This window comes from Streptomyces sp. NPDC030798 (assembly GCF_055572275.1).
This window is the reverse complement of the sequence record NZ_JBVIDR010000014.1, coordinates 14,542-35,429: the sequence shown is the minus strand read 5'-3', so window position 1 is coordinate 35,429 and position 20,888 is coordinate 14,542. Positions and strand designations below refer to the sequence as shown.

Annotated in this window: 20 protein-coding genes, 2 tRNA genes and 1 pseudogene; 10 read left to right on the top strand and 13 right to left on the bottom strand. The window is 73.1% G+C overall.

Translation table 11 applies throughout. The features are described from left to right. Positions 1-8: 8 nt before the first annotated feature. Together ACZ404_RS28520 and ACZ404_RS28515 are read right to left on the bottom strand one after the other, a co-directional pair. Entirely contained in the window at positions 9-1,223 is a 1,215-nt protein-coding gene (locus ACZ404_RS28520; RefSeq protein WP_468444727.1) for an acetyl-CoA C-acetyltransferase, read from the bottom strand. 38 nt (positions 1,224-1,261) lie between these two features. Beyond that, the gene (locus ACZ404_RS28515) at positions 1,262-2,413 is read right to left on the bottom strand and encodes a CaiB/BaiF CoA transferase family protein (protein WP_468444726.1); all 1,152 of its coding nucleotides are present in this window, start codon (positions 2,411-2,413) and stop codon (positions 1,262-1,264) included. Positions 2,414-2,603: 190 nt separating this feature from the next. Here ACZ404_RS28515 and ACZ404_RS28510 point away from each other — a divergent pair, with 190 nt between their 5' ends. Then, positions 2,604-3,782, top strand: a complete 1,179-nt coding sequence (locus tag ACZ404_RS28510) for a saccharopine dehydrogenase family protein (protein ID WP_468444724.1) — start codon at positions 2,604-2,606, stop codon at positions 3,780-3,782. Positions 3,783-3,792: 10 nt separating this feature from the next. Here ACZ404_RS28510 and mmpA read toward each other — a convergent pair whose 3' ends face one another. After that, positions 3,793-3,939, bottom strand: coding sequence for a morphogenic membrane protein MmpA (mmpA, locus tag ACZ404_RS28505; RefSeq protein ID WP_468444722.1), 147 nt, complete (start codon positions 3,937-3,939; stop codon positions 3,793-3,795). A 248-nt stretch (positions 3,940-4,187) separates the two neighbouring features. Then, positions 4,188-4,892 carry an endonuclease V gene (locus tag ACZ404_RS28500; protein ID WP_468444719.1) on the bottom strand — a complete coding sequence of 235 codons (705 nt, stop codon included), beginning with the start codon at positions 4,890-4,892 and terminating at the stop codon, positions 4,188-4,190. Between the two features lie 60 nt (positions 4,893-4,952). On the opposite strand from ACZ404_RS28500, the gene ACZ404_RS28495 reads away from it, so the two are divergent. After that, positions 4,953-5,249 (top strand): YciI family protein, encoded by a 297-nt coding sequence (locus tag ACZ404_RS28495; RefSeq protein WP_468444717.1) that lies wholly within the window; start codon positions 4,953-4,955, stop codon positions 5,247-5,249. 94 nt (positions 5,250-5,343) lie between these two features. Here ACZ404_RS28495 and ACZ404_RS28490 read toward each other — a convergent pair whose 3' ends face one another. Together ACZ404_RS28490 and ACZ404_RS28485 are read right to left on the bottom strand one after the other, a co-directional pair. Beyond that, positions 5,344-5,685 carry a plasmid stabilization protein gene (locus ACZ404_RS28490; protein WP_468444715.1) on the bottom strand — a complete coding sequence of 114 codons (342 nt, stop codon included), beginning with the start codon at positions 5,683-5,685 and terminating at the stop codon, positions 5,344-5,346. A 78-nt stretch (positions 5,686-5,763) separates the two neighbouring features. Then, positions 5,764-6,882 carry a WD40/YVTN/BNR-like repeat-containing protein gene (locus ACZ404_RS28485; RefSeq protein WP_468444713.1) on the bottom strand — a complete coding sequence of 373 codons (1,119 nt, stop codon included), beginning with the start codon at positions 6,880-6,882 and terminating at the stop codon, positions 5,764-5,766. Between the two features lie 187 nt (positions 6,883-7,069). Here ACZ404_RS28485 and ssgD point away from each other — a divergent pair, with 187 nt between their 5' ends. From ssgD to ACZ404_RS28455, 6 genes and pseudogenes are all read left to right on the top strand, one after another. Next, positions 7,070-7,486 carry a spore wall synthesis regulator SsgD gene (ssgD, locus tag ACZ404_RS28480; protein WP_468444712.1) on the top strand — a complete coding sequence of 139 codons (417 nt, stop codon included), beginning with the start codon at positions 7,070-7,072 and terminating at the stop codon, positions 7,484-7,486. 304 nt (positions 7,487-7,790) lie between these two features. Next, positions 7,791-9,416: an ABC-F family ATP-binding cassette domain-containing protein gene (locus ACZ404_RS28475; RefSeq protein ID WP_468444710.1), complete on the top strand. Its 1,626-nt coding sequence runs from the start codon at positions 7,791-7,793 to the stop codon at positions 9,414-9,416. A gap of 126 nt (positions 9,417-9,542) precedes the next feature. Further along, entirely contained in the window at positions 9,543-10,319 is a 777-nt protein-coding gene (gene ddaH, locus ACZ404_RS28470; RefSeq protein WP_468444708.1) for a dimethylargininase, read from the top strand. A gap of 226 nt (positions 10,320-10,545) precedes the next feature. Continuing rightward, a complete protein-coding gene (locus ACZ404_RS28465) occupies positions 10,546-11,520 on the top strand; it encodes an acyl-ACP desaturase (RefSeq protein WP_468444706.1) in 975 nt (324 codons plus the stop codon). Between the two features lie 67 nt (positions 11,521-11,587). Further along, positions 11,588-12,430, top strand: a complete 843-nt coding sequence (locus ACZ404_RS28460) for a hypothetical protein (RefSeq protein WP_468444704.1) — start codon at positions 11,588-11,590, stop codon at positions 12,428-12,430. Positions 12,431-12,474: 44 nt separating this feature from the next. Next, positions 12,475-13,443 (top strand): annotated as a pseudogene (locus tag ACZ404_RS28455) (ATP-binding protein); the annotation flags it as partial. A 49-nt stretch (positions 13,444-13,492) separates the two neighbouring features. Here the strand turns inward: ACZ404_RS28455 and ACZ404_RS28450 are convergent. The 4 genes from ACZ404_RS28450 to ACZ404_RS28435 all read right to left on the bottom strand — a co-directional run bounded on the left by ACZ404_RS28450 (position 13,493) and on the right by ACZ404_RS28435 (position 15,339). Next, positions 13,493-14,845 carry an SDR family NAD(P)-dependent oxidoreductase gene (locus ACZ404_RS28450; protein WP_468444702.1) on the bottom strand — a complete coding sequence of 451 codons (1,353 nt, stop codon included), beginning with the start codon at positions 14,843-14,845 and terminating at the stop codon, positions 13,493-13,495. Positions 14,846-14,878: 33 nt separating this feature from the next. Further along, positions 14,879-14,950: transfer RNA gene (locus ACZ404_RS28445), tRNA-Glu, on the bottom strand. A gap of 6 nt (positions 14,951-14,956) precedes the next feature. Continuing rightward, positions 14,957-15,028: transfer RNA gene (locus tag ACZ404_RS28440), tRNA-Ala, on the bottom strand. A 65-nt stretch (positions 15,029-15,093) separates the two neighbouring features. Next, positions 15,094-15,339 carry a WhiB family transcriptional regulator gene (locus tag ACZ404_RS28435; RefSeq protein ID WP_468444700.1) on the bottom strand — a complete coding sequence of 82 codons (246 nt, stop codon included), beginning with the start codon at positions 15,337-15,339 and terminating at the stop codon, positions 15,094-15,096. Positions 15,340-15,633: 294 nt separating this feature from the next. Here ACZ404_RS28435 and ACZ404_RS28430 point away from each other — a divergent pair, with 294 nt between their 5' ends. Continuing rightward, entirely contained in the window at positions 15,634-16,425 is a 792-nt protein-coding gene (locus ACZ404_RS28430; RefSeq protein ID WP_468444698.1) for a VOC family protein, read from the top strand. Positions 16,426-16,464: 39 nt separating this feature from the next. Here ACZ404_RS28430 and ligD read toward each other — a convergent pair whose 3' ends face one another. Both ligD and ACZ404_RS28420 read right to left on the bottom strand, forming a co-directional pair. Then, positions 16,465-17,484, bottom strand: coding sequence for a non-homologous end-joining DNA ligase (gene ligD / locus ACZ404_RS28425; protein ID WP_468444696.1), 1,020 nt, complete (start codon positions 17,482-17,484; stop codon positions 16,465-16,467). A gap of 420 nt (positions 17,485-17,904) precedes the next feature. Then, the gene (locus tag ACZ404_RS28420; RefSeq protein WP_468444694.1) at positions 17,905-18,189 is read right to left on the bottom strand and encodes a hypothetical protein; all 285 of its coding nucleotides are present in this window, start codon (positions 18,187-18,189) and stop codon (positions 17,905-17,907) included. Positions 18,190-18,425: 236 nt separating this feature from the next. Between ACZ404_RS28420 and ACZ404_RS28415 the strand changes: the two genes are divergently transcribed. Next, a complete protein-coding gene (locus ACZ404_RS28415) occupies positions 18,426-19,490 on the top strand; it encodes an ATP-dependent DNA ligase (protein ID WP_468444692.1) in 1,065 nt (354 codons plus the stop codon). 33 nt (positions 19,491-19,523) lie between these two features. Here ACZ404_RS28415 and ACZ404_RS28410 read toward each other — a convergent pair whose 3' ends face one another. Next, positions 19,524-20,714, bottom strand: coding sequence for a zinc-dependent alcohol dehydrogenase (locus ACZ404_RS28410; protein WP_468444690.1), 1,191 nt, complete (start codon positions 20,712-20,714; stop codon positions 19,524-19,526). Positions 20,715-20,888: the final 174 nt, after the last annotated feature.

The following is a 20,888-nucleotide window of genomic DNA, read 5'->3' as shown; positions in this document are numbered from 1 at the left end:
CGGGGAGTTCAGATGCGCTCGACGATGGTGGCGATGCCCATGCCGCCGCCGACGCACAGGGTGGCGAGGCCGTAGCGCTTGTCCTGGCGCTCCAGTTCGTCGATGAGCGAGCCGAGGATCATCGCGCCGGTCGCGCCGAGCGGGTGGCCGAGGGCGATGGCGCCGCCGTTGACGTTGACCTTGTCCAGCGACAGGCCCATGTCCTTGACGAAGCGCAGTACGACGGCGGCGAACGCCTCGTTGATCTCGACCAGGTCGATGTCGTCGATGGTGAGGCCGGCCTTGGCGAGCGCCTTGCGGGTGGCGGGCGCCGGGCCGGTGAGCATGATGGTGGGCTCGGAGCCGGAGACGGCGGCGGAGACGATCCGCGCGCGCGGGGTGAGGCCGTGGCGCTCGCCGACCTCCCGGGATCCGATCGCGACCAGCGAGGCGCCGTCCACGATGCCGGAGGAGTTGCCGGCGTGGTGGACGTGGTCGATCTTCTCCACCCAGTGGTACCGCTGCAGGGCCACCGCGTCGAATCCGCCGAGTTCGCCGATGTCGGCGAACGACGGCTTGAGTCCCGCGAGGGAGTCGGCGGTGGTGCCGGGCCGCATGTGCTCGTCGTGGTCGAGGACGACCAGGCCGCTGCGGTCCTTGACCGGGACGACGGAGCGGTCGAAGCGGCCCTCCTTCCAGGCGGTGGCGGCACGCTCCTGGGACAGGGCCGCGTACTCGTCCACGTCCCGGCGGGAGAAGCCCTCGATGGTGGCGATGAGGTCGGCGCCGATGCCCTGGGGCACGAAGTTGACGGACAGGTTGGTCATCGGGTCGTTGAACCAGGCGCCGCCGTCCGAGGCCATCGGCACCCGGGACATGGACTCCACGCCCCCGGCGAGGACCAGGTCCTCCCAGCCGGAGCGGACCTTGGCGGCGGCCAGGTTGACGGCCTCCAGGCCGGAGGCACAGAAGCGGTTCTCCTGCACGCCCGCCACCGTGTCCGGCAGTCCGGCGGCGATCGCCGCGATCCGGGCGATGTCCGAGCCCTGGTCGCCCACGGGGCCGACGACGCCGAGCACGATGTCGTCGATCGCGGCCGGGTCCAGGCCAGGGAAGCGGTCGCGGATCTCGTGGATCAGGCCGACGACCAGGTCGATGGGCTTGGTGCCGTGCAGGGCGCCGGTCGCCTTGCCGCGGCCGCGCGGGGTGCGGATCGCGTCGTACACGTACGCTTCGGTGCTCACTGGGGTGCCTTTCGGGAGGGTGGGCCGGGCGGGCGGGGTCAGTCGCCGTCGGCGGCGAGGTCGTCGGTCACGAGGTCGGGTATGCCCCAGTCGCGGGCCACCGTCGCGGCGCCGTCCCCGGGCAGGGCGGGGCCGGTGCGGACGGCGGTGGGGGTCGCGGAGAAGCGGGGGGCGGGGGCCGGCTGGGTGATGCCGCCGTGGTCGGTGAAGGTGGAGCGGGCGGCCAGGTGCGGGTGGTGCGGGGCCTCACGCAGGGACAGCACGGGGGCCACACAGGCGTCCGAGTCCGCGAAGACGGCCGTCCACTCCTCGCGGGTCCGGGACGAGAAGCGGGCGGCCACACGCTCGCGCAGTTCACCCCAACGGGTGGTGTCCGTGCGGGCCGGGGCGAGGTCGTCCAGGCCGAGCAGGTGCAGGAACTCCTCGTAGAACCGCGGCTCCAGGGCACCCACCGCCATGTACCCGCCGTCGGCGGTCGCGTAGGTGCCGTAGTACGGGCAGCCCCCGTCTAGGAGGTTGGCGCCGCGCCGGTCCTGCCAGCCGCCGGCGGCGAGCATGCCGTGGATCATCGCCGACAGGTGTGCCGTGCCGTCCACGATGGCCGCGTCCACCACCTGTCCGGTGCCGGTCGCGCGCGCGTGGTGCAGGGCGGCGAGGACGCCGACGACCAGGTAGAGGGAGCCGCCCGCGTAGTCCCCGAGCAGGTTGGCGGGGACGGCCGGGGGCTCGTCCGGTCGGCCGATCAGGCCGAGGGTGCCGGTGAGGGCGATGTACGCCACGTCGTGCCCGGCGCGGTCGGCGAGCGGGCCGTCCTGGCCCCAGCCGGTCATCCGGCCGTAGACCAGGCGGGGGTTGCGGGCGTGGCAGGCGTCGGGTCCGACGCCGAGCCGCTCGGCCACGCCGGGCCGGTACCCCTCGATCAGGACGTCGGCGCGGGCGGCGAGGTCGAGCACGCGCGCGGGGCCGTCCGGTGCCTTGAGGTCGACGACGACCGAGCGCTTGTTGCGGTTCGTCACGTCGTAGGCCGGCTCGATCCCGAGGCCGGGGCCGCCCGGGCGGTCCACCCGCACCACGTCGGCGCCCAGGTCGGCCAGGAGCATGCAGGCGAAGGGGCCCGGCCCGATCCCGGCCAGCTCCACCACGCGCACCCCGTGGAGCGGGCCCTGCCCCGGCGTCCCTGCCGTCGTCATGCGTGCTGCCCCCAAGCCGAGCCCATGTGACACAACTGATGTAACACCGGTGATGCTAAGAACACGTTCCACCGGACACAAGACCTGAACGAGCAAGCGCTTAGCGAAGTGCCCGGCCGTCGGGCCCAGCACTCCTCACGCTAGCCTCAGCCACCGACAGCGGCGCGTGCTGCACGACCAATGGGGTGTCATGAGCAGGCTAAACAGGACGGATCGTCCCTACGACCTCGTGCTCTTCGGAGCCACCGGCTTCGTCGGCACACTGACGGCGCGGTACCTCGCCACCCACGCCCCCGCGGACCTGCGCTGGGCGGTCGCGGGCCGCGACGAGCGGAAACTGGAGCGGCTGCGCGAGCAGCTGCCGGGCGCCGCCGATGTCGGCGTGCTCCGGGCCGACGTGGCCGAACCGGCCACCCTGCGCACGCTCGCCGAGCACGCGCGCGTGGTCGCCACGACCGTGGGGCCGTACGTCACCTACGGCCAGGATCTGGTCGCCGCCTGCGCGGACAGCGGGACCGACTACCTCGACCTCACCGGCGAGCCCGAGTTCGTGGACCTGACGTACGTCCGGCACGACACGCGCGCGCGGGAGACCGGCGCCCGCCTCGTGCACGCCTGCGGCTTCGACTCCGTGCCGCACGACCTCGGCGCGTACTTCACGGTGCGGCAGCTGCCGGAGGGCGTGCCGCTGACCGTGGACGGCTTCGTGACCGTCGACGCGGCCTTCTCCGGCGGCACGCTGGCCTCGGCGCTGAACCAGTTCGCGCGCGGCCGGCAGCTCGTGGCCGCCGCCCGGGAACGGCGCCGGCACGAGCCGCGGCTGATGGGACGCCGGGTGACGGCACCGGCGGGGGCGCCGCGGTTCGCCCGGGAGGTCGGCGCGTGGGTGCTGCCGCTGCCGACCATCGACCCGCAGATCGTGCGCCGCTCGGCGAAGGCCCTGGACCGCTACGGCCCCGACTTCCGCTACCGCCACTACGCGGCCGTCCGGCACCTGCCGGTCGCCCTGGGCGGGATCGCGGCCGTCGGCGCGGTGGGAGCCGCCGCCCAGCTGCCGCCGGCCCGGCGCTGGCTGTCCGGCCGGCTCAGCCCCGGGGAGGGGCCGAGCGCCGAGAGGCGGGCGAAGAGCTGGTTCTCCGTGCGCTTCGTCGGCGAGGGCGGCGGGCGACGCGTGCTCACCGAGGTCGCGGGCGGGGACCCGGGCTACGACGAGACGGCCAAGATGTTCGCCGAGGCGGCCCTCAGCCTGGCCTTCGACGAACTCCCGCCGACGGCCGGGCAGGTCACGACGGCCCAGGCGATGGGCGACGCGCTGACCGAGCGGCTGCGCCGGGCGGGGATCACCTTCCGGGTGGCCCACTCCCGGTAGGCCGCGCGGGCTACGACTGCCACCCCAGCAGGGTCCAGAGCATCCCGCCGATCCACGCGAGCCCCGCCACGACGGCGAGGACCAGCGCGGCCGTCACGGCACGCTCGACAGGCTGGGCGGGGCGGGTCACGGGCTTGGCGGACCGATGCGTCGTCATGCGGCCCAGCCTGCCGCCGGGCCCCGAGCAGGCACATCCGTGCACGTACTCAGACGGGCTACTCATTCCGCGCTGAACCCTCCGCCCCTCCCGGCCGCCCCGCGCAGGCGGGACCTGCACCGCTCAGGATGCTCAAGCCTCTCGCGACCGCCCGCCCGCTTCCCGCACTGCGTTCGAACGGGCGCTCCTCCCCGGCCGCCGCCTTCAGCGCCCGTCGGCGGGCCGGCGAGTCCCTGCCGCACGAGCCCTCAGGCCTCCCCCGGCCTCCCGGTCGCCTCGCGCAGTGCGAGCCGGCACAGGGCGTCGGCTCTGCGGGTGGTTTCCGGGAGGCGGTAGTGGGGGGTCAGGGCGAGGGTGTGGGCCAGGGCGTTGTCCAGGCTCACGCGGTGGCCGACGGAGACGAAGACCGGCTTCACGCCGTCGCGGGTGCGCAGCGCGCGGCCGACCTCCTCCGTGCCCGCCAGGAGGGGTGCGGCGCTGCCACGCGCGCGTGCCGGCTCGTCGTACGTGAAGGTGAACGGGTTCTTGGCGACGCCGACGGTGGACAGGCCGGTGAGCACACCGAGGTGGCTGGCGAGGCCGAAGCGGCGCGGGTGGGCGAGGCCGTAGCCGTCGCAGACGACCACGCCGGGCGTGCACGGCAGGGCGTCCAGGGCGGCCCGTACGGTCGGGATCTCGCGGAAGGCCAGCAGTCCGGGCACGTAGGGGAAGGAGATCCGGCCGACGGCCGTCGCCTCCGCCACGACGGCGAGCGTGGCGGCGTCCAGGACGACCGCCGCGGCGGCCACCAGGTCGCGCTCGTCGTCATAGGCCACGTCCACGCCCGTGACATGGCCGGTCCCGGGCGGCGGCCCGGGCTCGTCGAGCACCACCCGGTCGCGCAGCCGGTCCTGTACCGCGCGTGCCTCTTCCTCGGTCGCGGGCCAGCCCGCGGGTACGCCAACGGTCCTCATGTGGCCAGGACTGTACGGCCCCTGGACCGCCCGGCCCTCCGCGGGGGTAGTCTCGCGATCATGTTCGTACTGGAGCTGACGTACACCGCCCCGCTGGACGCCGTCGACGCCGTCATCCCGGCGCATGTCGCCTGGCTCGACGAGCAGTACCAGAAGGGCCACTTCCTTGCGTCCGGACGCAAGAACCCCCGCGACGGCGGGGTCATCCTGGCCGTCGCGGAGGACCGCGCCCGGATCGAGGAGGTCACCGCGGGCGACCCGTTCGTGGCCGCCGGGGTGTGCACGTACCGCATCACGGAGTTCGTCGCCACGAAGACGGCTCCCGAGCTGGCACACCACCGGCAGACCGTGAACTGAACAGCCGGGTCGGCTCTCCCCGGCGGTCAGATCCTCTCGGGGTTCAGCGCCTCCCGCCGTTCAGCGCCTCTCGCCGTTCAGCGCTTCTTGTCGTTCAGCTCTTCTTGTCGTTCAGCGCGCGCTGCAGTTCGTCCTTGTTCATGTGCGAACGGCCTTCGATGCCGCGCTGCTTGGCCTCGTTGTACAGCTGGTCGCGGGTCGGGCCCTGGGAGCCGACCCGGTTGCCCGACCGCTGCCCGCCGCGCTCGCTCGCCGACTTCTTGTCCTGCGTCGAGCTGCGGCTGGCGGTCTTGGACTCGCCGGAGCGGGCGCGTTCCTTGTTGACGGTCCGCGCGGCGATCTCCTTGGCGCGACTGGCGCTCTCGCCCCGGTCCTGCGCGCTCTCCTTGATGTGCTCGTACTGACGTTCGCGCTTGGGGCTGGAACCGGCTGGCATGATCGCTCCTTTCCTCGCCCTCCTTCAGGGCAGGTCCTGTGCGGTCCGGAACGAGTACCCGGCTTCTGGGCGGTTACGTCAGCGTTCCAGGCGCGCCACCCGCCCCTGTTCCCCGGCGGCCCAGCAGCTCAGGTCGGGCGTGCAGGCGACCGTGTCGTACGAACCGGTGTCGACGGTCCGCCAGGTGCGGCCGCCGTCGGTCGTCAGGTCGGTGCCCGTGGGCCCGACGGCGAGCGCGACGGTGCGGCTGTGCGGGAGCCAGGCGGCGCCGGACCGGTAGGCGGGCGGCGGGGTGGTGGCGGGACGCCAGGTGCGGCCGCCGTCGGCGGTGACCGCGGCGGCCTCGGGTGAGGACTCGCCGGGGCGGTAGTCGCCGCCGACCGCGAGTCCGTGGGCGCGGTCGCGGAAGGCGAGCGCGAAGACGCCCTTGGCCGGATCACCCGCGGGCAGCGGCGTGTCGGCGGCCGTCCAGGTCAGTCCGCGGTCGGCGGAGTGCAGCACGCGCGCGTGGGCGCCGCCTCCGGTGGCCAGCCAGACGTCCCTCGGGCCGGAGGTGACCAGGCACTGGCCGCTCGCGGCGAATCCTGCCTCGCCGTCCAGCGCGGCCGGCATGCCGGCGGCGGGCAGCACCCGCCAGGACCGGCCGCCGTCGCTGGTGGAGAGGATGCGAAACCGGCCATCCACGGGGTCGCTCATGGCGAGGCCGTGGCGGCGGTCGAAGAAGGCGAGGCAGTCGTAGAACGCCTTCGGGTCGGTGTTGCGGAAGGACTCCGTCCACGTCGCTCCGCCGTCGTCGGTGCGGTACACGCGCGACGCCTCGCCCTCGCCGATCGCCAGCACCACCGCGCGCCGCGCGTCGAACGCCTCGACGTCCCGGAACTGCAGGTCGGCCGCACCGGGCGGAGAGACGTTCCGCCAGCTCGCCCCGCCGTCGGTGGTGCGCAGCACGGTGCCCGCCGTACCCGCCAGCCAGGCGGTGCGCCGGTCGACGGCGGCCAGGCCCCGGAAGCGGACCTGAGGTGCGCCGCTGTCCTTCGCCTCCCAGTGCGGCGCCCCCTGACCCAGCGGCCCCTTGCCGAGTGGCCCCGCCCCGGCGGCCGGGACCGTCAGCGCGGCCAGCGCCGCCGCGCACGCCACCCCCACCGCCACCAGCCGGCCCGTCCGTCCCCCATGTCGCGTGCTCACCGAGCGCCTCATGGCGGGCGAAGCTAGTGCAGCCGTCCGCCGCCGTCCAGGGGGCCTCCGCGGCCGCCCTCCCGTGCATGAACGCGGTGACCGAGGTCACTCGTTCGGGGTGTGCACGGATTGGCCGATTCCATCGTCTCTTCCAGTGCCAGGTCTCACACGCCCGGAGCACGTCCAGCCGTCACGAGGGAGCAAGGCGTTGTCCACCGTCATCGAGCAGTCCGTAGAGGCCCGCCTCGTCGCCGCCGCACCGCGCATGCCGAGCATTCCCGCCACGCTGCGCTACGACCGGCGCGACCCGTTCGCCGTCCGCATGACCTTCCCGGCCCCGGCCACCCTGGAGGGCGTCGAGGTGTGCTGGACCTTCTCCCGCGAGCTGCTCGCGGCCGGGCTGCGGGCGCCGGAGGGCTTCGGCGACGTCCGGGTGCGGCCGTACGGCTACGACCGCACGGTGCTGGAGTTCCACGCGCCCGAGGGCACCGCGGTGGTGCATGTGCGCTCCGGTGAGATCCGGCGGTTCCTGGAGGCGACCGGTGACCTCGTGCCGGTCGGCCTGGAGCATCTGCAGCTCGATCTGGACCACGACCTGGCCGAGCTGATGCGGGACGCCTGCTGAGCGTCTGCGCGCGGGTGGGCAGCGGCGGCGCTCGGGAATTGCGTTGACAGGCCCCGCGGCCCCTCCTACGGTGTACAGCGGTTCTGTTGCCGTCGATTGGAGAAGGACGTTGCTCGTCTGAGGTCCTGAGACACCGCGTTCACACCGGTGAGGTGTGCGTGCGTGCGACCTCGGCGTCCGAGCCGTCCGTCCTCCGGCACAGGCCCTTTTTCATGGGTTCCCCCCTGCCCCAGGTCCTCGGTTTCCGCCTCGCGGTGTCTCGACACGTGCCCCCCAGACCGCACTCGGCAACCGCGAGGCCCTCATGTCAACCTCCCTCACCTGCAGCTCCCTCTCCTTCGCCTGGCCCGACGGCACATCGGTCTTCGACGGCCTGGACATCGCCTTCGGCCCTGGCAGAACGGGTCTCGTCGGCGTCAACGGGTCGGGGAAGTCCACCCTGTTGAAGCTGCTCGCCGGCGAACTCGGCCCGGCCGAGGGCACCGTCAAGGCGACCGGCGAGATCGGCCACCTGCCGCAGAACGTCACGCTCGACACCACCCTCCGCGTCGACGAGGCCCTCGGCATCGCCGCCCGGCGGGCCGCCCTGCACGCCATCGAGGCGGGCGACGCGTCCGAGGAGCACTTCGAGACGGTCGGCGACGACTGGGACGTCGAGGAGCGTGCCCTCGTCACGCTCGGCGAGCTGGGTCTCGGCCACATCGGCCTGGACCGCACCGTCGGCGAGGTCTCCGGCGGCGAGTCGGTGCTGCTGCGCCTGGCCGCCCTGCTGCTGCGCCGGCCGGACGTCCTGCTGCTGGACGAGCCCACCAACAACCTGGACCTGTACGCGCGGCGCCGGCTGTACGCTGCCGTCGCGGCCTGGCCGGGTGTCCTCGTCGTGGTCAGCCACGACCGGGAGCTGCTGGACCTGGTCGACCAGATCGCGGAGCTGCGCTCCGGGCAGGTCGCCTGGTACGGCGGCAACTTCTCCGCCTACGAGCAGGCCCTCGCCGTCGAGCAGGAGGCCGCCGAGCGGATGGTGCGCGTGGCCGAGGCGGATGTGCGCAGGCAGAAGCGCGAACTGTCCGACGCGCAGGTGGCACTGAGCCGGCGCAAGCGGTACGGGCAGAAGATGTTCGACAACAAACGCGAGCCCCGGGCGGTGATGCGCGTCCGCAAGCGCACGGCGCAGGAGTCCGCCGGCAAGTACCGGATCCTGCACGAGGAGAAGCTCGCCGAGGCCAGAGAACGCCTGGACGATGCCGTGGAGGCCGTACGGGACGACGACGAGATCCGCGTCGACCTGCCGTACACGGCCGTCCCGCCCGGCCGTGAGGTGCTGACCCTGGAGAAGCTGGAGATGGCCCACGGCGCGCGCGTGGAGGGGATTCTCGATCTGCGCGGGCCCGAGCGGATCGCGCTCGTCGGGCGCAACGGCGCCGGCAAGACGACCCTGCTGCGGACCGTCGCCGGGGAGCTGGCGCCGGTCGCCGGCGCGGCGCGGGCGCATGTGCCGCTGCGGTTCCTGCCGCAGCGCCTGGACGTGCTGGACGACGGGCTGACCGTGGCCGAGAACGTGGCCCGGTTCGCGCCGGGCGCCACCAACAACCGGGTCCGGGCGCGCCTCGCCCGCTTCCTGTTCCGGGGCGCGCGGGCCGACCAGCAGGCGGGCACGCTCTCCGGCGGCGAGCGCTTCCGGGCCGCCCTGGCGGCGCTGATGCTCGCCGAGCCCGCGCCCCAGTTGCTGCTGCTCGACGAGCCGACCAACAACCTGGACATGGCGAGCGTGCGGCAGCTGACCTCGGCGCTGGAGTCGTACCAGGGTGCCCTCGTCGTGGCCTCCCACGACCTGCCGTTCCTGGAGTCCCTCGGCATCACCCGCTGGCTGCTGATGGAGGACGGCCGGCTGCGCGAGTCCTCGCCGGAGGAGGTGGGCGCCCTGGGCTAGCCGCCCGTCTCAGGTGGGGCACAGCCTGACAACGAGGGTTTTGTCCTGGCCACGGCGCCCTGCATGATGGCGGACCGGCGTCGCATCATGGCGCCGTACCGCACCACCGACCAGGAAAGGCCCCTCGTGCCCAGCAAGAAGGCCCTCGTCCGCCGCCCCAGCCCGCGCCTCGCCGAAGGCCTGGTGACGCACATCGAGCGGGAGAAGGTCGACGTGGAACGCGCCGTGGAGCAGTGGGAGGCGTACGTCGAGGCGCTGCGCACACACGGCTGGGAGACGATCGAGGTCGAGCCGGCCGACGACTGCCCGGACTCGGTGTTCGTCGAGGACACCGTGGTCATGTACAAGAACGTCGCGCTGATCACCCGGCCCGGTGCCGAGTCCCGGCGCGAGGAGACCGCGGGGGTCGAGGAGGCGGTCGCCCGCCTCGGCTGCTCGGTCAACTGGATATGGGAGCCGGGCACGCTGGACGGCGGTGACGTCCTGAAGGTCGGCGACACCGTCTACGTCGGCCGGGGCGGGCGCACCAACGCGGCCGGCGTGCAGCAGCTGCGGGCCGCGTTCGAGCCGCTGGGCGCGCGCGTGGTGGCCGTACCGGTGAGCAAGGTGCTGCACCTGAAGTCGGCGGTCACCGCGCTGCCGGACGGAACGGTCGTCGGGCACATCCCGAAGGTGGACCGGCCCTCGTTGTTCCCGGGCTTCCTGTCGGTGCCCGAGGAGTCCGGCGCGCACGTGGTGCTGCTCGGCGGCCACAAGCTGCTCATGGCGGCGAGCGCGCCGCAGACGGCGGAGCTGCTGACCGACCTCGGGCACGAGGTGGTCACGGTGGACATCGGCGAATTCGAGAAGCTCGAGGGCTGTGTGACCTGTCTCTCGGTGCGGATGCGGGAGCTGTACGCCTGAACGGGTGATCCTTCGCCTCCGACAGCCCCGGGACCTGCGTGTCCCGGGGCTGTTGCGCATGCCCGGGAACAGCCCGGCCGTGTCGGCTGATCAGCGATCTTTACAGCGGGCTTAACCTACGGCTTCGTAACCTACGGATTCGTAGCCTACGATCACGTAGGTTTCCCGGCACCGCTCGCCGGGCCGTCCCCTTCCTCCCCCCTGTTCGGCGTCCCCTGGAGTTCCTGTGACGATCACTTCCCCGCACCTCGGCAGCCCTGCCGTCTGGACCGACGCCCGGTTGCTGTACGCCCTGGAGGAAGTGGTCGAGACGGAGCTGAACCGGCATCTGAAGGTCGCCAAGGACTGGATGCCGCACGAGTACGTGCCGTGGTCGGACGCCCGCAACTTCCCCGGCCTCTTCGAGGACGGCGAGGCCTGGGACAAGGACCAGTCCAAGGTGACGGAGATCGGCCGCATCGCCCTCGTCGTCAACCTGCTGACGGAGGACAACCTCCCCAGCTACCACCACGAGATCGCCTCGCTGTTCGGCCGCGACGGTGCCTGGGGCACCTGGGTGCACCGCTGGACCGCCGAGGAGGGCCGGCACGGCATCGTGATGCGGGACTATCTGCTGGCCTCGCGCGCGGTGGACCCGGACAAGCTGGAACGTTTCCGCATGGCACACATGAGCGAAGGATTCGAGTCCGACAACCGGCACTCGATGCTGCACTCGATCGCCTACGTCGCCTTCCAGGAGCTGGCGACCCGCATCTCGCACCGCAACACCGGCCACCAGTCCGGCGACCCGGTCTGCGACCGGATGCTGGCGCGCATCGCGACCGACGAGAACCTGCACATGGTCTTCTACCGCAACCTGCTGAAGGCCTCCTTCGAACTCGCCCCCGACCTGACGATGCAGGCGGTCCGCGACGTCGTGGTCGACTTCCGCATGCCCGGCCACGGCATCCCCGGCTTCGAGCGGGCCGCCGCGCAGATGGCGATCGGCGAGGTCTACAACCTGCGCATCCACCACGACGACGTGCTGCAGCCCGTACTGCGCTTCCTGAAGATCATGGAGATCGACGGCCTCGGCCCCGAGGGACGCCAGGCCCAGGAGGAACTCGGCCTGTTCCTGGGCGGCCTGGACGCGGAGGCCCTCCGGTTCGACGAGCGCCTTGCCGCGCGCAAGGCGCGGATGGCGGCGCGGGCGGGAGCCTGACCCACGGGACACGGGCCGCACCGCATCACCGGTGCGGCCCGTCCGTGGCGTTTGGCATCATGCCCGCATGCGTGATCACACCAGCGCGGAGCAGGCCGTCGGCTTCCTGCTGCGGCTGACCGACGAGGAGACGGCCGGCCGGATCCGGGCGCGCATCGGCCTGCCCGGACCCGAGGACTTGGAGGCGGTCCGGAGGCGGGTGGCCCGCGCCTGGCACTGGGGGAACGCCGCCCTGCCGGCCTCGGTCGTGCTCTGGATCCTGGAGCAGGACGACCCGGACCTCAACGCCGCGGTGTGGCACTGCACGGGCATCGACACGGGCCTGCGACGGGCCCTCGCCCGAGGCGTGCCCTTCGGCGCGGGGCGCACCGAGCCCGTTCCGGTACGTCCCGCCCTGCGCGCCGAGGAACCCGAGATCCCCGCCGGTTACGTGCGCCACGGCCTGGTCGGTGCCCTGCGCGAGGCCACGTCCATGGCCGCGGGGCGCGGGGCCGCCTCGATGGTCCTCACCCGGGACGACTGGCGTGCGGTGACCGAGGCCGACGCCGCGCACCCGCTGCCCGGCTACGCCCGCTGGGCCCTGTCCGTCCGCCCCGACTGCCCGCCCGGCCTGCGCGCACGCTTCGGCACGCACCCCAAGTTCACGCACCGGACCCGGCAGGCGGGCATCCTGGAGGGCCCCGCCCAGTACGCGGGCACCTACCGCTCGGCCTCGCAGGTCCTTCGGGTGCTGTCCCTGGGCCATGTGCTGTTCCCCGCGCGGAGCCGGGAGGCCGAGGACGCCCTGCGCCCCCTGGTGCGCGAGCACCTGAGCGATCGTGAGGAGGCGTGGGCGGTGCTGGCGCAGCTGGTCGACACCTTCCACGGCACCGCGCCGGAGCTGATCGCGACGGCGGGCGCCATCGCCTGAGCGCGGCGGCGGGCAGGGGGGCGGGGCGGCTGGATTCGAACCAGCGGGCGGCGCTGCGGGGCCGCTGGACCGTGCTGCTGCAGGGGCCGCCGGGCTGCGGGAAGACGGAGGTTCGTCCGGGAGACGCTGCGCTCGGGACTGGGCCGGGAGCCGCTGTACTTCTCCCTGCCGGTGACGAACGTCGAGGACCTGTGCGCGCCCGTCCCGTCCCCGGACGGCACGCTGGACACCCTGATGGCGGCCCGGTTCACCGGCCCGGAGCCGAAGGCGATCGTCTGGGACGAGTACAACCGGCCCAAGGACAGGGCCGCGTTCGCCAAGCTGATGGAGGTCACCCAGGAGTGGTCGCTGGCCGGGCGGCGGATCGAGAACCTGAGGGCGCAGATCGCCGTGCAGAACCCGCCGTACCATCTCGGCCGCAAGCTGCTGGTCGCGCGGAACAACATCGCGCAGGCGACCCGCTTCACCGCCTCCCTCACGGTGGAGCCCGACGACATCCCGGCCAACGAGTGGCTGCTCGCCCGCTACGGCTCGGACGCCGAGACGGTGCTGGAGTGGTGGAAGCACGACATCGACGAGGAGGGCCGTGCCTGGATCACCAAGCGCACCCTGGAGCGGCTGATCAAACTCCACCGGCGCGGGCTGCCGCTGGAGATGGGCACGGTCTACCTGGGCGACGGGGAGTACGCCCCCGTGCCGCTCACCGCCCTGACGGACCGCTTCCGGGGCCGTCCGGTCACCGGCCTGCGTGAGCTGGCGCGGGACGCCGACGCCTGGGAGGCGCGGCTGCGCCGGGCCGCCGAGCACTCCACGGAGGGCGGCGACGACAGCGACGTCGTCCACCAGATCCTCGCCAACGCCGAACTGTCCCAGCTCACACGGCACCGGGCAGTCGTCGCCCGCCTGGTGGCCCTCCTGCCGCCAAACTGCGGGCGACCTATCTGGTGGGGGCATCGGAGAAGCAGCAGCGCTTCTGGACGGAGGTGTTCACCGGGATGCGCCGGAACGCCTGACCTCCCCGCGCTCCGGCGAAGCCCGGCCTCTCGCCGCGGCATCCGTCGCTCACCACGGTGCCTCCCGGTAGTCCTTCAGGAACACGCCGGCGACCGGGTCCCCGGCCTCGCCGCGCACGATCGGGTCGTACACCCGGGCCGCCCCGTCCACCACGTCCAGCGGCGTGCGGAAGCCCGCGCCCGCCATCCGGGCCTTCTTCGGTGCCGGGTTCTCGTCGGTGATCCAGCCGGTGTCGACGGCGCACATGTGCACGCCCCGCTCGGCGAGTTCGCCGGCGCTGGTGCGGGTGAGCATGTTCAGCGCGGCCTTGGCCATGTTGGTGTGCGGGTGGCCCGCCGTCTTGTTGCGGACGGCGAACCGGCCCTCCACCGCGGTCACGTTCACGACGTAGCGCCGCTCGTGCGGGGAGGCCAGCAGCAGCGGCAGCAGCCTGTCGCACAGCAGGGCGGGGGCGAGCGCGTTGACGAGCTGCGTCTCCAGCACCTCGGCCGCGTCGAGCGCGCCGAGCCGCGCCGACCAGGAGTTCTCCGGGGAGGGATCGGGCAGCAGCCCGGCCTCGTCGGCCTCGCGCAGCGCCGCCGGCAGGGCGGCGGCCGAGCCCGGCAGCATCCGCATCGGCGTGAAACCGGGCGCCTGCCGGGCACCGGGAGGCAGCGCGTCGTACTCGCCGGCGGCCAGCAGTGCGTACGACTCCGGTGGCCGGCGCACGGTCTGGGCCGCGTTGTTGACGAGGACGTCCAGCGGCCGCCCCTCCTGCCGGAGGTCCTCGCACAGGCCGAGCACCTGGCGCGGGTCGCGCAGGTCGACGGCGAGCACGGTCAGCCGGTCCAGCCAGCGCCCGCTGCCGGACGCGGCGCCGAAGCGGCGCAGGGTGTCGTGCGGGAAGCGGGAGGTGACCAGCAGCTCGGCGCCGTCCCGGAGCATCATCAGTGCCAGCTGGAAGCCGATCTTCACCCGGCCGCCGGTCAGCAGGACGCGGCGGCCGGTCAGGTCGGTGCTCAGGGCGCGGCGGGCGGAGTTGTCGGCCGCGCAGCTCGGACAGAGCCGGTGGTAGAAGGCATCGACCTGTCGATAGGGCGACTTGCAGACGTAGCAGGTGCGCGGCTTGCGGAAGACCCCCGTGTCGCCCGGCTCGGCCAGCGGGGCGTCCTCGCGCCGGTCGAGGGCACCGGTGGCGGTCGCGGCCATCGCGGCGGCGTCGGAGGCGGAGGCCTCGGCGCCGCGCGTCCTGCGGCGCCGGAGCCGCCCGTCCCGTGCGAAGGAGGCGGCGACCTGCTCGGCCCGCAGCCGCACGGGATCGTCCACGGGCAGCGCGCGCAGCTTGCCCACCACTTGGTGGAAGGCCGCCAGCTCGGCCTCTGTGACCGCCTGTCCGCCCGGCCCGCCGGCCGCCTCGCCCATCCGCCCCGCCCGCCCCGTGTCCGTCGTCCCGTGTGGTCCCGACCGGATTCGAACCGGCGTGTCCGCCCTGAGAAGGCGGCGAGTCTGCCTCTGCTCCACGGGACCGACGCGCCCGGACGGCCGGATTCGAACCGGCGTGGCCCGCATGCCATGCGGGTGCGCCTGCCTCTGCGCTACGCCCGGGCGCGCTCCGGATCCTAACCGCACGCCGGAGCCGCGGGCGCGCGGGAGGTGCGCGGGGCGGGGGGTCAGCCGGACGTGCGCCGCAGGGCGAGGCGTTCCTTCTCGGACAGGCCGCCCCAGACGCCGAAGCGTTCGTCGTTGGCGAGCGCGTAGTCGAGGCAGGCGGGGCGCATCTCGCACAGGGCGCAGATGCGCTTCGCCTCGCGCACCGAGCTGCCTGGCTCGGGGAAGAAGAAGTCCGCCCCGGTCTGCGCGCACAGGGCCTGTGCCTGCCAGGCGGTGTCGGCCGGGCTGATCGTTTCGATGTGCATGGCCAGGATCGTGCCGGGCGGTGAAAAACGTTCGATCAACGCCGGGTCAACGGCACGGCCGGGGCCCGGGCCGCGCCGTCACCGCACCTGGTGGACCCGATGGTGCTCCGCGGGACGCCTCCGGCGCACGGCGGCGCGCGGGTCCGAACGGAATTGCGCGGAACCCTGCTGCTCCCACGGGTGAGCGCGGGCAGGTGGCGCAGCTTGGGCGGCGGTTGTCAGTGGGCGGTGCAAGACTCGGCTGTGCAGAGGACAGGACCCGCTGTGCGGGCCCCCTTCCCGAGGAGGGCGAAGATGCTCACCACCCGTTTCGTCAACGGCGCTCCGAACTGGATCGATGTCACCACCCCCGATCTCGACGGCGCCCTCTCCTTCTACGGCGGTCTCTTCGGCTGGCAGTTCCGGTCGGCGGGACCGGATGCCGGCGGCTACGGCTTCTTCCAGCGGGACGGGAGGACGGTCGCCGGCGGGATGCAGACCGGCCCGGACCAGGGGCCGCCGACCTGGACGGTGTACTTCCAGAGCGAGGACGCGCAGGCCACCGCCAAGGCGGCCGAGCAGGCGCACGGCCGCGTGCTGAGGCAGCCCATGGACGTCATGGGTGAGGGGCACCTGGCGCTGCTCGCCGACCAGGCCGGCGTGCCGTTCGGCATCTGGCAGCCGGGCCGGACCAGGGGCGTGGACGCGGCGAACGAGCCGGGCGCGCTGTGCTGGGTCGAGCTGTACACGCCGGACATCGCGGCGGCTGCCGCGTTCTACCACCAGGTCCTCGGCCTGGAGACCTCGGCCGCGCCCTTCCCGGGCGGGACGTACACCTGCCTCAACCCCGGCGGCGCCGGGGAGGACGCGATGTTCGGCGGCGTGGTCCCGCTGGCCGACGACCCGACGGAGAAGGAGTCGGGGCCGTACTGGCTGCCGTACTTCGAGGTCGAGGACACCGACGCCGTGGTCGACAAGGCGCGGCAGCTGGGCGGCACCGTACGCATGCCGGCGACGAGCGTCGAGGGCGTCGGCCGCATGGCCAAGCTCGCCGATCCGTACGGCGTGCGGTTCGCGGTGATCAGGAGCGAGTCACCGCAGAGCTAGCGGAGCCGTCGGCGCCTCGGACGGCTGGGGGCGGACGCCTCAGGGCGTGCGGTCGCGGCGGGCCCGGCTCGGCTGGACGCGGGTCGGTTCGCCCGGCATCTTCGGGTACTCCGGCGGGTACGGCAGGTCGCCCAGCCCGTGGTCGTGTTCGTCGCGGCGGGCCAGCTCCAGGAGGGGCTCCAGGGAGAAGGCGTGTTCGTCCATGTCGGCGTGCACGTCGCCGAGTTCGGCGAACCGGGCCGGCATCGTCGCGAGGTCGAAGTCGCGGGGCTGGGCCACGCCGACCTCCTCCCAGCGCAGGGGCGCGGAGACGGGGGCGTGCGGGCGGGGGCGTACGGAGTAGGCCGAGGCGATGGTGCGGTCGCGGGCGGTCTGGTTGTAGTCCAGGAAGATGCGTTCGCCGCGCTCCTCCTTCCACCACTTGATGGTGACCTGGTCCGGCATCCGGCGCTCCATCTCCCGCCCGACGGCGATGGCCGCGCGGCGCACCTGGGTGAAGGTCCAGCGCGGTTCGATGGGCACGAAGACGTGCAGGCCCCGCCCGCCGGAGGTCTTGGGCCAGCCGCGCAGGCCGCCGAACTCCTCCAGGACGGCGCGCAGTTCGTGGGCGGCGCGGACGGCGTCGGCGTAGTCGGTGCCGGGCTGCGGGTCGAGGTCGATGCGGAGTTCGTCGGGGTGGTCGACATGGGTGCGGCGCACCGGCCAGGGATGGAAGGTGAGCGTGCCGTACTGGGCGGCCCACACCACGGCGGCCTCCTCGGTGGGGCACATCTCGTCGGCGCTGCGGCCGCTGGGGAAGGTGATGTGGGCGGTGGGAATCCAGTCGGGCATCCCCTTGGGAGCGCGCTTCTGGAAGAACCACTCGCCGCCGACGCCGTCCGGGTAGCGCTCGAGCGTGGTGGGGCGGTCGCGCAGGGCGCGCAGGATGCCGGGGCCGACGGCGGCGTAGTACCGGGCGAGGTCGAGCTTGGTGAATCCGCGCTCGGGGAAGAAGATCTTGCCGGGGCTGGACAACCGTACGGTCCGGCCGGCCACCTCCAGTTCCACCGCATCACCCATGCGGCCACGGTAGGCGCACGCGGCACGGCCCGCACACCGGGCGGCACCGGGCGCGGGCGCGCAGAATCGGTGCATGGGTCTGCGCCGGTCCATGGATGCCCAGATCAAAGGCCTTGCAGACGCCCTCTCGACGCGCTCGGCGTGCGGGCCGCCCGCTACGGCGCTCCCCCCCGACTGTCGGGGTCCCCACTCTGATGCCGCGCCGCTGCACCGACCCGGCCGCCCGCCTGTCGGCTGACGGCCCGGGTCGTCCGATCGGGTGACTTTCGCCGATATGACGCAACCGCACCTCGCGATGACAAGTCGCACACCTGTAAGACACATCGATCCCTCGGGGGGACACGTGAGCCAGCAGTACCCGCCGCAGCAGCCGAACCAGCAGTACCAGCAGCAGCCCGGATGGGGCGCTCCGCAGCCGCCCTACGGCCGGCCTCCGTTCCCGCCCCAGGCGCCGAAGAAGACCGGCGCAGGAAAGATCATCGGGCTCGGCTGCCTCGGCCTCGTCGGCCTCTTCGTCCTGATCGGCATCGTCGGCGCCATCGCCGGCGGCGGCTCCAAGAGCTCGAACAGCTCCGGCAACGACGTCAAGCCGGCGACCACCGCCTCCAAGAACGACAAGGCCGCCACCGACGACAAGTCCGACGGCAAGGCGAAGACCAGCGACACAGAGAAGACCGACAGCAAACCCAAGAAGAAGATCGTCACCTTCAAGGTCTGGGGAACCGCCCCCGCCGGCGCCCTCGGCCCGCTCGACATCACCTACGGCTCCGACTCCGACAACCGCTCTACGGACAGGGGCAGTTCGCGCGAATCCTGCTCGTCCTGCCTCATGACAGACCCGTGCACGGACTCCTGTCGGGAGACACCCGCCGTGCGCTCCCGTCACTGCTCGCCGCGGCGCACAGCGGGCGGGCGCCGTGGACGCCTCATAGAGTCGGTCCATGGACCTGCCCGTGATGCCTCCCGTGAAGCCGATGCTCGCCAAGTCGGTGGCGAGGATCCCGCCGGGCATGCACTACGAGGCGAAGTGGGACGGGTTCCGGGCGATCGTGTTCCGCGACGGGGACGAGGTCGAGCTGGGCAGCCGGACCGGGAAGCCGCTGACCAGGTATTTTCCCGAGCTGGTGGCGGCACTGAAGGAGCGGGTGCCCGGGCGGTGCGTGCTGGACGGGGAGATCGTGATCGCGCGGGAGGGGCGGCTGGACTTCGACGCGCTGACCGAGCGGATCCATCCGGCGGACTCACGGGTGCGCACGCTCGCCGAGCGGACCCCGGCCTCGTTCGTCGCCTTCGACCTGCTGGCGCTCGACGACCACTCCCTGCTGGACGTGCCGCTGACCGAACGGCGGGCGCTGCTGGAGCGTGCGCTGTCCGGGGCGGGCGCGCCCGTGCACGTGGCACCGGCGACGACCGACGCGGAAGTGGCGCACGCGTGGTTCGAGCAGTACGAGGGTGCTGGACTGGACGGGGTCGTCGCCAAGCCGCTGGACCTGCGCTATCTGCAGGACGAGCGGGTCATGTTCAAGATCAAGCACGAGCGGACGGCGGACGTGGTGGTGGCCGGTTACCGCTTCCACAAGAGCGGCCCGGTGGTGGGCTCGCTGCTGCTCGGCCTGTACGACGACCGGGGCGCCTTGCAGCACGTGGGGGTGTCGGCCGCGTTCGCCATGAAGAAGCGCGCCGAGCTGGTGGAGGAGCTGGAGCCGCTGCGCATGGACGACGCGAGCGGCCATCCCTGGGCGGCCTGGTCGGACGAGGCCGCCCATGAGACGGCCCGGCTGCCGGGGGCGCCGAGCCGCTGGTCGGGCAAGAAGGACCTGTCGTGGGTGCCGCTCAGGCCGGAGCGGGTCGCCGAGGTGGCCTACGATCACATGGAGAACGGCGCCCGCTTCCGGCACACGGCCCGCTTCCGCCGCTGGCGCCCGGACCGCACCCCGGAGAGCTGCACCTACGCCCAGCTCGAGGAGCCGGTGCGCTACGACCTCACGGAGATCCTGGGCGCCTGACGCTGCTCACGGCGCCCGACCGGAAAGGGCTCCTCACGGCTCCAGCAGGATCTTGACGGCGCCGTCCTGCTTGCGCTGGAACATCTCGTACGCGTGCGGTGCCTCGCTGAGCGGCAGCCGGTGCGTGGCGAAGTCGTCGACGCCGAGCGGGTCCTCGGCGGTGAGGTACGGCATGATCTCGTCGCTCCACCGGCGGACGTTGGCCTGGCCCATCCGCAGCTGGATCTGCTTGTCGAACAGGGTGAGCATGGGCAGCGGGTCCGCCATGCCGCCGTACACGCCGGAGAGCGAGAGGGTGCCGCCCCGCCGGACCAGTTCGATGGCCATGTGGAGGGCGGCGAGCCGGTCGACGCTGAAGTGCTCCGCGAGCGGTGCGCTGATCTTGCGGGGCATGAGCGCGGTGGCCTGCTGGGCGAGCTTGGCCGCCGCGCTGCCGTGGGCCTCGGTGCCGACGGCGTCGATCACGGCGTCCGGGCCCCGGCCGCCGGTCTGGTCGCGGATGGCGGTGACGAGCGTCTTCTCGTCGTCGAAGGCCCTGAGGTCGTACGTCTGCACACCGCGCCGGGCCGCCCGGGCCAGCCGCTCGGGCACCAGGTCGACGCCGAAGACCTGCTCGGCGCCCCGGGCCAGGGCGATGCGGCAGGCCATGTCGCCGATCGGGCCGAGGCCGAGCACGGCGACGGTGCCGCCGGGCGGGACGGAGGCGTACTCGACGGCCTGCCAGGCGGTGGGCAGGACGTCGGAGAGGTAGACGAAGCGGTCGTCGGGGGGACCCTCGGGCACCTTCATCGGTCCGAACTGCGCCTGCGGTACGCGCAGGTACTCGGCCTGGGCGCCGGGGACGGCGCCGTACAGGCGGGTGTAGCCGAACAGGGCGGCGCCCATGTGCTCGCCGGTGACCTGGGTGGTCTCGCACTGGGTGGGCAGCCCGGTCAGGCACATCCAGCAGTTGCCGCAGGCGATCTGGAACGGCACCACCACCCGGTCGCCCACCGCGAGGTCGGGCACCCCGGGGCCGACCTCCTCGACGATGCCCATCGGCTCGTGGCCGAGGATGTCGCCCGGTGTCATGAACGGGGTGAGCACCTCGTACAGATGCAGGTCCGAACCGCACAGTCCGCTGGACGTGATGCGGATGATCGCGTCGGTGGGCTCCTCGATGCGCGGGTCGGGCACGTTCTCCACCCGCACGTCCCGCTTGCCCTGCCAGGTCACTGCCTTCATGGGGTCGCGCTCCCTTGGTCGCGTGCGCGCCGGTTCGCCCTGGCGCGTCCGGTTTGCGGTGGCGCCCGGGTACCCGTGCCGTCCCGCACCGAACCGCGGTACGGCTGGTCGCGCGGTTCTCGTGGCCCCTGTCGGCGCGGTTCGGCCGCGCCGCCCTGCCCATGGCCCGCAATG

Bases quoted from the DNA above. Each gene is read 5' to 3' on its own strand.
- ACZ404_RS28515 (WP_468444726.1), bottom strand. From the start codon at position 2,413: ATGACGACGGCAGGGACGCCGGGGCAGGGCCCGCTCCACGGGGTGCGC.
- ACZ404_RS28510 (WP_468444724.1), top strand. From the start codon at position 2,604: ATGAGCAGGCTAAACAGGACGGATCGTCCCTACGACCTCGTGCTCTTC.
- mmpA (WP_468444722.1), bottom strand. From the start codon at position 3,939: ATGACGACGCATCGGTCCGCCAAGCCCGTGACCCGCCCCGCCCAGCCT.
- ACZ404_RS28500 (WP_468444719.1), bottom strand. From the start codon at position 4,892: ATGAGGACCGTTGGCGTACCCGCGGGCTGGCCCGCGACCGAGGAAGAG.
- ACZ404_RS28495 (WP_468444717.1), top strand. From the start codon at position 4,953: ATGTTCGTACTGGAGCTGACGTACACCGCCCCGCTGGACGCCGTCGAC.
- ACZ404_RS28490 (WP_468444715.1), bottom strand. From the start codon at position 5,685: ATGCCAGCCGGTTCCAGCCCCAAGCGCGAACGTCAGTACGAGCACATC.
- ACZ404_RS28485 (WP_468444713.1), bottom strand. From the start codon at position 6,882: ATGAGGCGCTCGGTGAGCACGCGACATGGGGGACGGACGGGCCGGCTG.
- ACZ404_RS28475 (WP_468444710.1), top strand. From the start codon at position 7,791: ATGTCAACCTCCCTCACCTGCAGCTCCCTCTCCTTCGCCTGGCCCGAC.
- ACZ404_RS28460 (WP_468444704.1), top strand. From the start codon at position 11,588: ATGCGTGATCACACCAGCGCGGAGCAGGCCGTCGGCTTCCTGCTGCGG.
- ACZ404_RS28450 (WP_468444702.1), bottom strand. From the start codon at position 14,845: ATGGGCGAGGCGGCCGGCGGGCCGGGCGGACAGGCGGTCACAGAGGCC.
- ACZ404_RS28435 (WP_468444700.1), bottom strand. From the start codon at position 15,339: ATGCACATCGAAACGATCAGCCCGGCCGACACCGCCTGGCAGGCACAG.
- ACZ404_RS28430 (WP_468444698.1), top strand. From the start codon at position 15,634: ATGCTCACCACCCGTTTCGTCAACGGCGCTCCGAACTGGATCGATGTC.
- ligD (WP_468444696.1), bottom strand. From the start codon at position 17,484: ATGGGTGATGCGGTGGAACTGGAGGTGGCCGGCCGGACCGTACGGTTG.
- ACZ404_RS28415 (WP_468444692.1), top strand. From the start codon at position 18,426: ATGGACCTGCCCGTGATGCCTCCCGTGAAGCCGATGCTCGCCAAGTCG.
- ACZ404_RS28410 (WP_468444690.1), bottom strand. From the start codon at position 20,714: ATGAAGGCAGTGACCTGGCAGGGCAAGCGGGACGTGCGGGTGGAGAAC.